Here is a 15,162-nt window from a genome sequence, read left to right on the forward strand (position 1 = left end):
CGCTCATCGGTCGCCCCGGACTGCCGGAAACGGGGTAAGGGCCACCGCCTGCACGCTGTCGTCACCGCGCCCCGGGCTGCCATCCGGGCCGCCGTCATGGTCGGGATCGTCGTGCATTCCGATGATGGTGAACCCGAATTCCGCGGCCAGCGCCTCGTCGTGCGTCGCCACCAGCAGCGCCGCCCCGGCGGACGCCGCCGCGTCGGCCAGCAGCCGCATGACGGTCGCGGCGTTCCTGCGGTCGAGCGACGCCGTCGGCTCGTCGGCGACCACGACCAGGGGGCGGTGGGCCAGCGCGCGGGCGATCGCCACGCGCTGGCGCTGGCCGCCCGACAGTTGGGCGGGCGCACTCGCGAACAGGGCGCGGATGCCGAGCGCCGCACCCAGCTCCTCGATGAGGCCCGGATCGGACCGGCCGGACAGGCGCTGGGTCAGGGCGATGTTGGCGCGCACCGACAGGAAGGCCAGAAGCCCGCCCGCCTGATGGACGTAGCCGAAGGTCCGCGACCGCAGGCGGGTCAGCGCGTCCTCGCGCCCCCTGGCCCAGGCCTCGGCCACGTCCATCGCCGCCCCCGCTTCCCCGCCCTGCCCGCGGCCACGCACCAGGAACCGCACCGCCGAGGCCGGTGCCCGCGCGCAGGCGACGGTTTCCACGAAGGTGCTCTTCCCGCTGCCGCTCGGTCCGATGATGGCGACGCGGTCGCCGGACGACAGGCGGAAGCGTGGAACCGAAAGCTGGAATCGTCGGTCCTTGTCCACGCGGACGGCGCGCAGGCCGTCGATGTCGATGAAGGGTGCGGCCACGCCCGCCTCACGGCATGAGTTCCAGGGGAACCGGGTAGACCGCCTCCTCGAAACCGGCGGCGGGGTTGAGCAGCGTCCAGCGGTTACGGTCCTGGTAGAAGTCGCGGTACATCTGCCGCTTCGACCGGATGTCGGTCAGCAGCTCATAGATCTGCTGGTTGCTGGCCTGATCCAGCGCCTGGGGCGGCTGCGTCAGCAGGGCGCTGCGGTAGGGCAGATGGGTGACGTAGCCGGACACGAGGTCGCCCAGCGTGCGGATCTCGTCGGGGCTGGGAACGCGGGTCGCGAGGTTGGGGTCGAGCGATTGCAGGGTCGCCGGGTCGGTCTGCGCGGTCGACAGGATGTGCCGGAGCTGGGTCACGAAGGACCGGCTTCCACCCGCCGTGTCGACCCGCGCGGTGGCGGCCCGCGAGATCGAGTCCAGCGCCTGATAGAGCTCGTTGAGCTGGTTGCGCGTCAGCAGCACATGGATGTTGAAGGACGGGCGGGCCGCCGGATCGGCCGGATCGAAATCCGCCGCCCACCCTTCCACGATGCTGGGGACTCCCACGTTGCGCCGGTTGCCCAGCCACGCGAGCTGCATCGCGTAGCCGGCGTCGAGGATGTTCGCCGATGCACCACCCGGAGCCGGTGGGACGGTGTTCGCCGCCTGCCCCTGGCGCGCCGCTTCGATCATGCGCACCATGTCATCGACCGTCTGGTCGATGTTCTGGCCGTAGCGGTCCAGCTCGCCGCCGGGAATCGGGACCATGAGCGGCCGGTTGATGGGCCGGAACAGCGACAGCCGGCCGAATTGGCGCTCGGCCTCGGCGTGGTGCTCGGCGCCTTCCGGGGTCTTCAACAGGATGGGCACGATCGCGGTCGGCCGGTCGGGCGTGTTCGCGGCGGCCACCGCGTCCTCGACGGAGACCTTGGTGGAGCTGCGCGGGTCGCCGGCCTCCCGCAGCGGGGCGTCGGTGATCAGGACGATGTAGCGCCCCTGGTAGTTGTCCCAGCCCTCCATCTTCATGGCCGCCTGGACACCCGCCATGCCGTCCTCCACGAAGCCGGGATTGCTGGTCGACGCCTCCTTCATGCCGTCGAGGGCGGCGGCGAAGGTGGTCGGGTCGAAGTTCGGCCTGAGGGGGTGGAAGACCCTGGTGACATAGTCGTCCGCCGTCTCCGGCCTGCCGTCCAGCCCGTCGCGGAAGCCGACCAGCCCGAAGGTGACCTGATCGCGGATGGCGGAACGGCGGATGCGTTCGACGATGTTGTTCACCGTCTTGCGCGTCCGGTTGATGTATTTCTGCATGGAGATCGTGGTGTCGATGACGAAGACGACCCCGATCTTGAACTCGTTGAGGGCTTGCTGCGGCGACACCTCCGGCGCTTCGTTGGGAAGGGGCAGGGACAGGGAGGCGACCTTCACCTCCTTGCTGCCGCCGCGCCGCCGCACCCCCGGCACCTGCACCTCGGCGACGTCGAGGATCGGGAGCAGATAGAAACGCGTCCGTATATCGTGGACGGGGCGCGGCTCCAGGGCGATCACGCCGCTGTCCGGCGCCGTCCGGTTCGCCTGCGCGTCGCGGACCAGCGCGGTGGCGCGGTCGGCCCGCTGCGGATCGGTGAGGAGCGCGTCGAGCTTGGGCCGCTGGTCGAAGAACAGGACCGGCTGTCGGGTCGTCGACAGGTTGAAGGACAGACAGACGGCCTGTCGCCAGGGCACCGTCTGATCCTCGGCGATCCAGCCGGTCGGCGGGCGCAGGCGGTTGGCGCCGACGCGCAGCCATCCCTTGCCGGCCACCGCGGCCTTCTCGAACACGTAGAAATGCGTGAAGGGGGGCTGCAAGGTCCCGCCGCTTCCGCCGGCCTGCGGCAGGAGCCGCGCATCGGCCCGCGTCAGCACGCGCATGTCCAGACCCTGCACGCCCTCCAACTGCAATGGACGGACGGTCTGCGCCCCCACCTGGGACGGGACGGCCATGGCCAGCAGGACGGCCAGTGCGACGGTTCGCAACACTCCAGCGATCACGGCTTCCCCTCCCCGCTCAACGGCATTTCGCCATGGCATCCGGCACCTGCATGGTCACGAGCTGCTCGGCCACCGCGTCGCCCTCGTTCGCGCGGGCGCGCAGGGCCGTTCCCAGCCGCTGCAACCCGGAGAGCGCCGCCTGCCGCTCGGGCCCGGCGCAGGCGCGGGCGTAGAACTGGATCGCCGCGATGTCGTTCGGCGCCGTGTACAGGCCCGGCGTGAAATCGATGGAGTCGATCGCCTCCGCCAGGAGCAGGAGCGTCGGCCCATGCCCCTCCGTCTCCAATTGGTGGAGCAGACCCGCAGCCGCGTCCGGGTTGCCGGCCCGGATCGCCTCGCTGGCGCGCGCGAACCGCTGCGCAGCCGATTCGGGGGCTGGCGGCGGCGGCGGAACGACCGGTTCATCCGCCACACGCTGCTCGGTCGGGTCATCCCGTTCAAAGGCGCCCACATACCAGAGCACCGCGAGCGCCAGCACCACCACGGCCATCAGCACCGAACCGATGCGCCGCCACGGAAGCCCCCCCTTCCCATCATCCTCGTCATCGTCCCCACCCGGCGGGGGTGGCGGAGGCGGCGGCGGAGGCGGCGGCGGCGGCGGAGGAGGAGGAGGAGGAGGAGGAGGAGGAGGAGGAGGAGGAGGAGGAGGAGGAGGAGGAGGAGGAGGAGGAGGAGGAGGAGGTGGTGGTGGCGGCGGGGGCGGCGGGGGCGGCGGATCGTCGTGATCGGTCGGTGGGTTGATGAAGGACGAGCCGGAGGATCCCCCGGTGTTGACGGGCGCGGTGCCGCTCGTGGACGGCGGGGTGATGCCCTGCCAGACCACTTGGCCGGTGAGCTTCAGGCCCGGCAGCGTGATGCGCAGCGGCGTGAAGTCCTCGATCTGGGCGGTGACCCGTTCCCCCAGCGGGACGATCAGGTCCGAGCCCTCGGCCCGTACCGGCCCGGACGTCCAGCGGTACTCGATCGACTGCCAGCCGGCCGGGCCCAGGAAGGGGCATTCCGGGTCGTCCTGCGCGATGACCACGTCCACCGTACCCCGAGCCCGGCCGGCGGCGGCGGGAACGACCACGGCGGCGACGCCGCCGCCGGGATAGGCGGGGTCGTCCTTGATCTCGTAGGGCATCATCGGCATCGGCCGTTCCTCACACGCGCAGGGCCGTCAGGATGCGGCCGAGCCGGCCGTTCTGCTCGGGATCGACCAGGATACCGTCGCTGGACGACGCGTTTTCGCGGGTCAGGGTCAGGAAGGCCCGCGCCCATTCCGTCGGATAGGTCCGGCGCGCGGCCGACGCCCCCGCCTCGTCCACCGGCAGGTCCGGCATGTCGCCCGGGGCCAGTTGCGGCGGCGGGGTGAAGGCGGCCCGCGCGCGCGCCGCCAGCTCGGGGTCGGGATCCTCCTCCATCAGGCGGCGGCCCGCGTCGGCGATGAAGTCGTTGATGATGACGCCCGCCCCCAAGGCCACCGCCGCCGCGGTCGAGGCCAGCGGCTGACGGTAGGCGATCACGCGGTCGGTGTGCCGGTCGATGCGCTCCGCCAGACGCAGCCGGCGACCGCCACCCTCCAGCTCCTCCACGAAGACCTGGAACTGTTCCGGCGTCAGGCCGAAGCGGCTGGTGAGGGTGGGATCGGCGGTCTTGCGGAGGAGACCGTCGAGCCAACGCCCGACCGCGGCGCGGCCATAGGATTCGCGCGGTCGCGCGGGCTGGGCCGGCTTCGCGGCCTTGGGCGGCCCGAGATCCAGCGGCCCGAGATCGAGGGCGTCGAGATCGATCCCGAAATCGTCGGACGCCGGATCGGCGGTGACGGGTGCGGCCGGTCCGTCGGCCGAAGCGCGGTCGCGCCGTGCGAACTCCAGATAGGCCTGCCGCAACGCCGCCTCGTCCACGCACAGTTCGGCGATGAGCAGACCGAGCGGCGGGTTCACCGTGCCCACCATGGCGCGGATCGCGGTCTTGGCCCTCTCGATCCGCCGCGTCACGCGCTGTTCGATGTCGTCGTCGTCGTGATAGGCGGCCAGCATCGCCTCCGTCTCCGACGCCAGCAGGCGCAGGCGCGGCTGAATCTGCGCGTGCTTCAGGTCGGGGTCGCACACCGGGGACAGCGCCTGGGCCAGATAGGAGGTGCCACCGTCGTTGAGCGCCAGCAGCGCCTCCACCTTGCGGTCGAGGTCGCCGACATGGGTCTGCACCGTCCGGTTCTCGTCCAGCGCCCGATGAAAGGCCGGCAGCAGCCGGTCCTTGAAATCGGCGGTCAGCGCGGTCTCGTCGCGCACCACCCGGTCGGCGGGCGGTCCGTGGTAGACGAAGACGTTCGGCTGCTCGACGGCCTTCGGGTTGCGCAGCAGGAAGGTGTTGTCGAAGGGGCGACCGGGGTGCCATTCCCGGGTCCATCCCGGGAAGTCGTCGAAGTTGGTGCGGAAGCGGTTCTCCACCTGCTGCACCAGGGACGCGCCGGCCGACAGGTCGAACATCCGGTCGCACTTGGTCATGCAGAAGAGCAGGCTGGTGGAGCGGCCGGCGCGATCGGCCGGCGATGCGCCGTGTGTCTTGCCCACCCAGCCCTCGACCAGCTCCGGCAGCTTGCGGACCTCGAGGTTGCTGTCGGGGATGCACAGCATCATGGTGTTCAAATCGAGGTCGGCGACGTAGTTGTCGAACAGCGTCGCCACCTTGCCGCGCAGGAAGCAGTATTCCCGCGGCGGCTTCTCCGCCCCGGCCTTGTAGGGGCGCCGCAGGTACCGCTCCACCGTGCTGGCTTCGCGCGAGCGCGCGCCGGGAAAGTCCAGCAGGTCGGTGTGGTTCAGGAACGGCCAGGGTGCGGTGTCCAGCGTCACCCGGAGCTCCAGGGTCAGCGCCGTCACCACCGATTTGCGCAGCGTCACCGGCGACCCGCCGCCGACGGCCAGCCGCACCGGCTGCGCGCCCGGCCCGTCGGTCAGGGACAGCTCGTAGATGCGGTCGACATGCAGGATGCCCGCCGCGGTGTCGCGGATGGCCTCCATCGGCGCGAAGGCCTCCGCCGGATGGCCCAGCAGGTCGAGCGCCTGCTTCAGCTCGGCGTAGAGCTGGTCGAACTCCGGAAGCCCACCCCACAGCGGCGACAGGGCGCGCACCCTGGCCTCCCCGGACAGGCGCGGCAGCAGCGATTCCATGGCCGGCCAATAGGCCTCGCACACGTCGGCGAGCTGCACATAGGGGTGCGGGGCAAGCGACACCTCCATGTAGTCGCGCAGCTCCAGCACGTCCTCGGTGCTCAGCCCCCTGGCTGCGGTCGGAGCCGGAGCGGCGGACCGCTCCATCTCCTCCACCAGCCGGCCGACCCAGGCGGCGGAGAGCGGCGCGCGCGTCTCGTAGGTGCCGGACAGGTCGAACAGGAAGGTGTTGGCCAGGATCTTCACCAGATCGACCTCGCGCAGCATGCGCAGCACGACCGGAAAACCGGGCGGCGTCGCCGCGGGTTTCAGGGTGAAGCGGGTGACCAGCCCGGTGGTCTCCTTCCCCCCCTGCGGGTTGACCTGGGTGAGGAAGTCGAGCTTCTCCTGCTCCGCCCCCGATCCGAACACCGCCATGGCCGGCTGCTGCGGCGGCGTGATGAACTTGCCGATCAGGAACGACTTGCCGGCCTGGCTGGGGCCGAACACGGCGGCCGACATCGGGCGCACCGCGGCGGTCCCGAGCCGCCGCGCCTCCACGATGTTGCGCTTGAGGGCGCGTTCGATCCCGGCGCGCGCCGGTCCCACCAGCTTGGCGTTGTCGGCCACCCAGCCCAGCGCCTCGCCGGCGGCGTCGAGCACACTCCGGCAGGCTTTGCCGAGGGCTTCGTCCTTTTCCCGCACCATCGACCGACGCCTCCCCTCAGCTCTGCCAGCTCGTGTTCAGGACGCCGCTGTCGAGCCAGTAGCCGGCCTCCTGGTCGCGGTCGACACGGATCGTCTGGAAGACGAGCCGCAGATCCTGGGTCACGTCCTCGCTGGCCACGTCCCCGACGGCCGCGTCCCTGGCCTCGCGCAGCGTGAAATCCTCCGCGGCCCCTTCATCGTCGTCGGCGTCCACCCGTTCCAGCGTCACCGTCAGCGGCATGCGCAGCGACGCCACCCGGCGGAGGTTGCGGAAATCCAGGAAATACAGCGGGGTCGTCTTCCACCGCTCGAGCGGCAGCTGGCGGTAGCCGATGAAGGCCGGCGGGGTCACCGTGACGGAGTGGCCGCGCGGCGCCCCGCGCCGATCGAGGTCGATGTCGGTGTAGAGCAGCTTCTGCGCCCGGATCTGGTCGTTGCGTTCCATGACCCCGATGTAGCGGGCGGTGGAGCGCATCCGCAGCTCGCTGGTGCGCACCAGGATGCCCTCGACCTGCCCCTCGCACACCTGGCAGAGCATGGCCCCGACGGCGGCGGTGGTCTTGGGGTCCTCGATGCGGCCCGTCGGCGAGTTGAAGGGGTACCAGTTGCCGACGGCGTAGGTGTCCATGGCGATGATCCGGCCCGGCGGCACCGGCGCCTGCCCGACGATGGCGTCCTTGATCACCGGCAGCCGGGACGGCCGGCCGGCCAGCAGCAGGATGTCGCAGTCGTAGGCGCGCACCACGTCGCAGAGGTCGGTCAGCATCGGCCGCACCACGCCCAGGATGGTGCGCGCCAGATTGCTGAACCGTGTTTCGATCACGAACTGGTCCAGCGCGAAGCCGGCGGCACCGGCCCGCCGCGCCGCCTCCGTCACATAGCCCAGCACCGCCTCGCGCGGCTGGCGGTCGGCGGGAAGCACATCGGCCAGCCGCAGCACCACCGGCTGGTCGTCGCGCCGCCCGGCCGACTCAAAGCGGGCGAGCAGCGCCAGGGCGGCGGGGCGCAGCACCTGGTTGACGAACAGGGCGCGCAGGGTGCGGTCCTGCTGGGCCATGCCCTCGCGGTCGCCGCCGAAGCGTTCGGCCAGGAAATGGTCGGGGTTGACGACGCCCGCGTCGGCCAGCGCGCGGCGCAGGCAGGGCAGCACCTCGCTCTCGATCACCTGCTTCACCACGTCGTCGCCGGCGAGCCGGAAGCCCTCCCGGAAGATCTGGCGGGGCAGGATGGTGCGGTCGCCGTCGGTCACCTCGTGCTGGATGATCATCAGGTCGGTGGTGCCGCCGCCCATGTCCATGCTGGCGATGCGCAGCATCGGATGCCGGGTCGCGGTCTGCCGGTTCCGCCGCATCATGGTGAAGAAGTCGCTGGGTGCCGTCTGCGCCTTCTGGGCGATCTCGTTGTAGAGATAGACCAGATGGGTCGCCGTCGCCTCGTCCCAGTCCAGCTTCAGCTCCGGCCGGCTGCGCAGCGGGTGCTTCGGGTCCCACTCCATCACCTGCCAGAGCAGGTCGAGCGCGTTCTTGGCCCAGCGTTTCAGCGCCTTCTGCTCGGCCACCGGCGTCGCCGAGGGGACGGTCAGGATGATGCGCCGCAACTGCCGCGGCTCGTCGCTGCGCGGGCGGTGGACCCGGACGGACGGGGCGTTCATCTGGATCAGCGCGTGGGCGACGATCTCGGCCAGCATCAGCATGTAGAGCGAGCCGCGCGAGTAGCTGGGCTTCATGGCCGGCACATCCTCCGGCCGCAGCGGCTCGCCCCGCTGCGTCAGCCGGCTGGGCATCGGCCCCTTGATCGGGGGCACGCGCTCCCCCGGCGCCAGCAGCCCGCCGTTGTTCACCCACGGCGTCGGTCGTTCCAGCCGGTCCCAGAGATAACGTTTTGGACTGGACAGGCCACTGCGGCCCTGGGTGCCGTCGGTGAGCGAACCCAGCCACGCGGCCTCCGGCCCCACTCGCACCGGGGTCGGCCACCAGAAGGCATCCCGCTTCGGCCGCCCGGAAATCCGCGAATAGGCGCCGAAATTGAAGCTGGCGGTGTGGAACTCCACCCGGCTCTCGAACGGGTCGCTGCAGGTGTGGGCGGGGTTGGACAGGTCGCGCAGCTCCAGCCGGTAGGCTTGGCTGATGTCCAGCCGCTGCGCGCCCTCCACCGCCTCCTCGATCAGGATGCCGCAGGTGCGGCTGTTGCCGATGTCGATGACGAGGTTGACCGGGACCGGCTTGGCGTCGCGCAGATAGGGGCTCTCGTCGAGCAGGCGCAGGCGCGGCACCAGCGGGCCGGCGGGCGCGCCGTCGGGGCGGTCCTGACGCTCCTGCGCGCCCATCACCTGCAGGATCGTCGAGAAGGTCGCCCAATGGATGCCGGCGCGCGGCAGGTCGTCCTGCGTCACCCGGCGCCCGCCCCGCCGGGCGCTCTCTGCCTGCAGATAGACATCGCGCAACCAGCCACGCACCCAGTCCGTCCGCATGAAGGGATTCACGTCGTCGAACTCGGTCGCCAGACCGAAGAGCGCCATGTCGGAGGCGTCGCGCGGCTCGGGCATGACGTAGCGGCCGTCGCCCGGCCGTTCGGCCAGCAGCGTGTCCAGCGCCAGAGTGACGCGCCAGAGGTTGCCGTCCTCGTCGGGCTCGGCCAGCCGCGTCACGAACAGGCGTGCCCAGTTCCAGGGCCCCTCGGCGAAGGCGCCGTCCTCGCGGATGCGCAGCACCGGGGCGGGCAGCCAGCGCCCGGCCAGCGTGTCCAGCGCGCGGTCGCCGCGAACGGTGAAGACGTCGTCCTCCGATGCCGGCATGGTCCGGCCCGTGGCGGAGTCGCGGTAGTGGGGGTTGCGCTCCGCGTCATGGTGGACCCGGTGCAGCACCTCGGCCACCCGCCCGTCGGCGTCGCGCTCCGCGGGCCGCTGCTCGCAGAAGAAAGGTTGCTGCACCGATCCCGCCAACGCCGGGGTCACCCCGAAATCCAGGAACTGGATGCCCGTGTTGGGGATCAGGGTGACGACGCTTCCCTTCTGCCAGCGGAACAAGCCCTTCAGCATGATGCGCGCGTCTCCCTCGTCTCGCATGGCCGGGGTGGGGCCGCCGCCGGCGGCCGACTGCCCGGAGCCGCTTCCGGCGTCCTCATGGCATGGTCGTGGTGGTGACGTTGATCTGCCGCGAGTTGGTCGGCGCCACGCCGTCGTGATAGGTGGTGCTGGTCCCCTTCTTCACCCGGACCTGGAAGGGGGTTGTCTGCGAGCCACGCTGCAGGTTGTTCTTGACCACGACCTGATAGGTCCCCCGCTCCAGGTTCGCACCGGCGAAGTATATGTTCTCCACCGGGTTCGGCACGACGTTGTTGTAGTTGGCGTCGACGTCGAGCCGGCCGCCGCAGGCCTGGGTGTTGTTGAAGCCCACCACCGCCCCCGACGGGCAGATGACGAACAGGTCCAGATCGGACGGGGTGTTCCAGATCAGGGTGATGGTCAGCTCCCCGGACGCGGCACCCGATTCCCCCATGCGGCGCTCGAACTCGTCGGGCGGTTTCGGGGTGGCGGGCGGCGGGGCCGGGGTCGCGGCCGGCGGTGCGGGGCAGCGCGGCGCTCGGTTGAGACGCTGTTCGAGCTGCGCGATCTCGGCCAGCAACGCCTGCGTCGTCGTATCCTCCGGCGATGGCGGGGGCGAAGGCGGTGCGGCGGACACGGGCGCCGGGCAGTAATCGACCAGCCCGCCGCCGCCCCACAGCCCGCAGCCCAGCAGCAGGATGTGGTAGATGGCGGCGAAGGTGATCGCGGCAAGCAGCCACAGCAGCCACCACCACGGCAGGGGCCGCCGGATGGCCAGCACCACCGGCTGCGCCAGCACAGGCTGGACCGGCGCCGTATCGGCGGGTTGCGGTCCCGCGGGCTGCACCCCCCCGGAACCCGCCGGCACCACCGGCTCCGGGTCGCGGGCGCGCCGCACGAACTCCTTCAGAGGCTCGACCGGCGGCGGCCGTCCCTCCGGCTCCATGCTCCAGTTGATCAGGACGGGCCGGCCATCGACGGCGAACAGGCTGTCCTCGACCGGGTCGGGCACCTGCTGGGCGCGCTCCAGCGTCTCGCCGATGAGACGGGCGGCGGCGCTGGAGGAGCGGACGAGCCGGGACGTCTCCTCGGCCAGCCGGGACAGCCGGTCGGAGAGTGCTGTGCGCAGCGCCTCCTGACCGTCCGCGTCGAGCTCGCCGAAGCGTTGGACGGCACCGCCTTCCGGCGCGAACCAGACGATGCGGCCGCCCTGGATCACCGGCTCGGCGAACAGATCGGCCAGCTCGTCGCCGGGACCGCCGCGCAGATAGCCGTCGATCTGGTCCCAGCATTCCAGGACCCGGCGCCCCGCCACGCCGGTGGGGCGCAATCCGGTGAGGGTGGTTTCGGCGATCGGCCGGCGCGTCATGCCGCTACTCCGGCTTGGCGGCGCCCGGCCGCTGGGCGGGAGCCGGCGGTGCCGGCGCCGGCCGGCCGGCGGGATTGGCCGGAGCGGCGGCGGGCGGGCTGGTCGCCGGGGGGCTGGTCGCCGGGGGATTCGCCGCCGGGGGTGCCGCGGGCGTGCCCGGGGCCGTCGGGGCCGTGGCCTGCCCTTGCGTCCCCGGCGCCGGCGGCGAGCACGGCGCGGTCGACGCTGTGACGGGCACGTTCTGCGCGGCCAGGAACCGCACGAGGTCCGCGGACGCCAGCGCGTAGTTCAGCCGCCCTTCCTCGCGCGCCAGGATGAAGGTGTTGATGCCGACCACCCGTCCGCAGCGGTCCACCAGCGGGCCGCCGCTGTTGCCGGGCGTGATCTGGGCGGTGTGCAGCACGATGTTGGTGCCGTTGCCCTGCTGCACCGCGGTGATGACGCCTTCGGTCACCGACGCGGTCGGCGCCTCGTCGGCCTCTCCCGACAGCAGCTTGCGGAAGCGCTCGTCGGTCGCCAGGACCATGCCGGGGAAACCGGCGGCGACGACGTTCACCAGCCGCTCGGCCGGCGGCGCGAACCCCAGCGGCACCCCGCGGTCGGCGCGCTCGATGCCGAGAAGCGCGAAGTCGGGCGATCCGGGGGTGCCGGCCGGGCTTTCGGCGATCACGCGGGCCTGCACGGCGCCGACCGCCCGGTTCACCACATGGAGGCGGTTGCCCGTCTCCCCCTCGACGACGTGGCGGTTCGTCAGGATCTTGCCGGGAGCGACGATGAAGCCGGTGCCGGAGCCGATCATCTTGCCCTGCGCGTCGGTCTGCAGCACCAGGACGGTCGAGCGGTCGAGGAGATCGAGCAGCGAGCCGTTGAACGGCTGTCCGTCCGCCGCCGGTGCGGTGGGGGCCGGGGTGCGCTCCGGCGGCGGGGGCGGGATGGCGGCCCGGTCCTCCGGGGCCAGCGACTGCGCCCCCGGCGCGTTGGGGGGAAGCTGGAAGTTGCCGTCAGCGACGCAGACGCCGGCATCGAGCAGCCGGCGCAGGCTGGCGATGCGGTCCTCGAGCGCACGGTTGCTCTGGCGCTGGGCATCGACCGCCGTCCGGTCCGGCGCGGGCGGCGGCTCGGCCGGCGCCGGGTAGCGCAGCACGCCGGGGATCACGAGGATCAGGAGCACGACCACGGCGACCAGGGTGACCACCGCCGCCGGCAGCCATGGCCGTGCCGGCTCGACGGCCACCAGCAGACGCCCGTCCGCACCGGCGACCGGCGGCACGCCCGTCGCGGGGCCGCCCTTGTCGGTGTCCGAAGTGCCGCCGGAGCCGTTCGCGGTCATGATCCGATCCCTTCCTGTGCGCCTGTCTTCATTCCTGGATCGCCGACCGGTTCAGCGGCACGAATCGGGCGACGCCTGCCCCGCCGCCCGGGCGAGCAGCTGGGCGACCTGCGACGTGTCGCGGGGCTGGAAGAACTTGCCGCCCGTGTTGCGGGATATGCAGTTCAGCCCCTCGATGGCCCGGCTGACCGCGACGACGTTGATGTCGATGTCCGACCTCTGCCGCTCCACGGCGGCGGCGGCGGCGCAGGGGTCGCCGCCGCAACTATCGAAGCCGTCGGACACCAGCACCACGTTGATGGCCTGACCCTGGCCCGCCGACCGGCGGGCGACCAGCGACGGCAGCGCCCGGATCGCTTCGGCCAGGGAGGTGGAATCGTTCAGAGCGGTGTTCCGGATGGCCTGCTTCAACTCCGCCCGGCGGTCGGCCGGGTAATGGCCGCGGTGCTGCGGCGGACCGCAGGGAGCGAAGGTGACGAAATCGAACGCCACGTTTTGGGAGGCGGCATCCACGAGGGATGTCAGCGCGTCCTTGGCGAGCGTGATCCGCCGCGGTCCGGGGACGGCCTCCATCTCCCGCTCCAGGGCGCTCGCCATCGGCATCGCGGCCAGCCGCTCGAGGAAGGAACCCGACTTGATGGATTCCATGAGCTCGTAGAAGCGGCTTTCCGTCGCGGCCGGCACGTCGTAGGAGAGTTGCATGCTCTTGGAGACGTCGAGCAGCAGCACCACGCTGTCCGAGCGCTTGACGCCGCAGACCTGGGCTGGCGGTGGCGGCGGAGCGGGCGGTGGCGGAGCGGCCGGCCGCTCCGCCGGGGGAGGAGGTGGGGGTGGCGGGGCTTCGGCGACCGGCGGCACCGGTGGCGGAACGGGCGGCGGCGGAGCGGGAGGCGGCGGGGCCGCAGCCACCGGCGGGCAGGACGGCGCCAGCGACAGGCGGCGCTCCATCTGCGCCAGTTCGCGCGCCAGCGCCTCGCCCCGCAGCCGTTCGGCGTCGCCGGGGTCGGGTTGCTGCGGCATCGACGGCGCCTCGCAGCTGTTCACCAGCACGCCGACGCCCGGAATCGCCACGCCGCAGGCCGCGAGGGTGAGCCAGCCGATGACCGCGGCCAGCACGGCGAACGCCGCGAACAACCCGCCCGCCAACAGGGTACCGGCTCGGAGCTGGGCCACCGCGTTTCTCCATCGCGTGATCAGGCAACGGGCACGTCCGACGCCCCACCGGCACCCGACGGGCCGGCGGACATCCTCGTCCCGTATACAAGCCGCAGAGGAAAATTCAACAGAAATTCCACGCACGATTGACCGGTTGATCGGGCATTATTATCAATGTAGAATATTTTCCGCATGTCAGGATCGGACATGCCGAAGGATCTTACACAGTCTCCGCATGCCGGACCATGCACATCACTGGATCATGCACGATCAAGCCGGTTCGCTTGTCAAGCTTAGCACGACCCACAATTGGAGAGGTGATATGATTGGATCGCGTGCATTAAAGATCGTTGCGGTCTTGACCACGATCCTCTTCACCGCATCATGCGCGACCAGCTCCGGCGGTGGGTCCATGAACGCCGACCAGAAGGCGCTGGCGGACTACTCCACGGATTACGCCGTCGCCGGTGCGATCGGTGGCGCCGTTTTGGGCTGCGTGCTCGGCGCGCTCATCAGCAACAACCGCGGCGCGGGCTGCGCCGGCGGCGCGGTTGCCGGTGGCCTCGCCGGCGGTGTGGCCGGCTACCATTTCGCCCAGACGCAGCAACAATACGCGGCGGCGGGTGCGCAGGTGGCGATCGACCGCAGCAAGCTCACCGAGGAGATCGCCAAGGCCCAGAACACCCGGCTGGCGGCCGAGCGCGTTTCCAACGATGCCAAGGCCGACATCGACCGGCTGAAGCGGCAGGTGGCATCGGGGCAGGCGTCGCAGGCGCAGCTCACCGCTCGGGTCGATACCCTCAACCGCGACATCAAGAACACGCGGGCCGCCGCGGACCGGATGCGCACGAAGATCGGCGAGATCGAGTCCGACATCGCGCGCGGCAATATGCCCCAAAGCGATCGCGTCGCGCTGACCAGGGCCAGGGATCAGCTGCGCCAGGAACTTGCCAAGCTTGAGGAGTATCTCGGGGCCATGGAAGGCACCGCGGGGGTGGCGGGTGTCTGACGCCCTCCGAACCAATCCGTCCCGCCCCGTCTCGCGGACAGCCGGCACCGGACGCCGGGTGGCGGGGTGGCGTGTGTGGAGCGCCCTGCTCGCCCTGACCCTGGCCGGGTGCGCGTCCTCGGCCGAGGAGTGCGACCCCAACAAGGTCAACAACCTTCCGACGGCGATGGGCTGCTCGGTCTTCGGCGGGTTCAAGGCGAACCTGGCGCAGGCGCGCGCGGACCTGGAGCAGCTGCGGGCGCAGCAGATCGCGGAGCAGCAGCGCGCGAACGCCGCCGTGCAGACGTCGCAGCAGCTGGTGACGAACCGGGACCAATGGCAGCGGCGGTCGGCACAGGCGCGCCGCGACCTCGACCGGCTCCAGCTTGAGATTTCCGGGCTCCAGGCGCGCAACGAGACGGAAAGGGCCCGGCAGCAGGCGATGCAGGAGGCGTTGGCCGCCGCCAATGCCCGGCTCCAGGAGATCAGCCGGTCGAACCCGTCCGGCACCGCGGAGCTGAGACGGGAGATCGAGGCGCTGGAGCGCGATGTGGAGGCCCGGCGCCGGGCCGTGGAAGCCTACAACCAAGGCCCACGGGTGGAGTGAACCGGCGGTCACAGGT

General features: G+C 71.3%; 10 protein-coding genes. 2 read left to right on the forward strand and 8 right to left on the reverse strand.

Translation table 11 applies throughout. The annotated features are described in order from the left end of the window. Positions 1-3: 3 nt before the first annotated feature. The 8 genes from HL658_RS10295 to HL658_RS37965 all read right to left on the reverse strand — a co-directional run bounded on the left by HL658_RS10295 (position 4) and on the right by HL658_RS37965 (position 13,569). Positions 4-804, reverse strand: a complete 801-nt coding sequence (locus HL658_RS10295) for an ATP-binding cassette domain-containing protein (protein ID WP_180282136.1) — start codon at positions 802-804, stop codon at positions 4-6. A gap of 7 nt (positions 805-811) precedes the next feature. Further along, positions 812-2,815 carry a vWA domain-containing protein gene (locus HL658_RS10300; protein WP_180282135.1) on the reverse strand — a complete coding sequence of 668 codons (2,004 nt, stop codon included), beginning with the start codon at positions 2,813-2,815 and terminating at the stop codon, positions 812-814. Positions 2,816-2,831: 16 nt separating this feature from the next. Further along, positions 2,832-3,947 (reverse strand): hypothetical protein, encoded by a 1,116-nt coding sequence (locus HL658_RS10305; protein ID WP_180287630.1) that lies wholly within the window; start codon positions 3,945-3,947, stop codon positions 2,832-2,834. Between the two features lie 10 nt (positions 3,948-3,957). Beyond that, positions 3,958-6,654, reverse strand: a complete 2,697-nt coding sequence (locus HL658_RS10310; RefSeq protein ID WP_180282133.1) for a virulence factor SrfC family protein — start codon at positions 6,652-6,654, stop codon at positions 3,958-3,960. A 16-nt stretch (positions 6,655-6,670) separates the two neighbouring features. Then, positions 6,671-9,691, reverse strand: a complete 3,021-nt coding sequence (locus tag HL658_RS10315) for a virulence factor SrfB (RefSeq protein WP_180282132.1) — start codon at positions 9,689-9,691, stop codon at positions 6,671-6,673. Positions 9,692-9,773: 82 nt separating this feature from the next. Further along, complete coding sequence (locus tag HL658_RS10320) at positions 9,774-11,066, reverse strand: hypothetical protein (protein WP_180282131.1); 1,293 nt, start codon at positions 11,064-11,066, stop codon at positions 9,774-9,776. A gap of 4 nt (positions 11,067-11,070) precedes the next feature. Next, positions 11,071-12,396, reverse strand: coding sequence for a S1 family peptidase (locus tag HL658_RS10325; RefSeq protein WP_180282130.1), 1,326 nt, complete (start codon positions 12,394-12,396; stop codon positions 11,071-11,073). 51 nt (positions 12,397-12,447) lie between these two features. After that, positions 12,448-13,569 carry a VWA domain-containing protein gene (locus tag HL658_RS37965; protein ID WP_180282129.1) on the reverse strand — a complete coding sequence of 374 codons (1,122 nt, stop codon included), beginning with the start codon at positions 13,567-13,569 and terminating at the stop codon, positions 12,448-12,450. 394 nt (positions 13,570-13,963) lie between these two features. Here HL658_RS37965 and HL658_RS10335 point away from each other — a divergent pair, with 394 nt between their 5' ends. Together HL658_RS10335 and HL658_RS10340 are read left to right on the forward strand one after the other, a co-directional pair. Continuing rightward, a complete protein-coding gene (locus HL658_RS10335; RefSeq protein ID WP_180282128.1) occupies positions 13,964-14,560 on the forward strand; it encodes a glycine zipper domain-containing protein in 597 nt (198 codons plus the stop codon). A gap of 58 nt (positions 14,561-14,618) precedes the next feature. Continuing rightward, a complete protein-coding gene (locus tag HL658_RS10340; protein WP_180282127.1) occupies positions 14,619-15,146 on the forward strand; it encodes a hypothetical protein in 528 nt (175 codons plus the stop codon). Positions 15,147-15,162: the final 16 nt, after the last annotated feature.

The sequence above is a fragment of the Azospirillum oleiclasticum genome, assembly GCF_013423485.1.
Classification (GTDB): domain Bacteria; phylum Pseudomonadota; class Alphaproteobacteria; order Azospirillales; family Azospirillaceae; genus Azospirillum; species Azospirillum oleiclasticum.

Coding starts and splice junctions, on each gene's coding strand:
- HL658_RS10305 (WP_180287630.1), bottom strand. CDS start 3,947: ATGCCGATGATGCCCTACGAGATCAAGGACGACCCCGCCTATCCCGGC.
- HL658_RS10310 (WP_180282133.1), bottom strand. CDS start 6,654: ATGGTGCGGGAAAAGGACGAAGCCCTCGGCAAAGCCTGCCGGAGTGTG.
- HL658_RS10315 (WP_180282132.1), bottom strand. CDS start 9,691: ATGCTGAAGGGCTTGTTCCGCTGGCAGAAGGGAAGCGTCGTCACCCTG.
- HL658_RS10320 (WP_180282131.1), bottom strand. CDS start 11,066: ATGACGCGCCGGCCGATCGCCGAAACCACCCTCACCGGATTGCGCCCC.
- HL658_RS10325 (WP_180282130.1), bottom strand. CDS start 12,396: ATGACCGCGAACGGCTCCGGCGGCACTTCGGACACCGACAAGGGCGGC.
- HL658_RS10335 (WP_180282128.1), top strand. CDS start 13,964: ATGAACGCCGACCAGAAGGCGCTGGCGGACTACTCCACGGATTACGCC.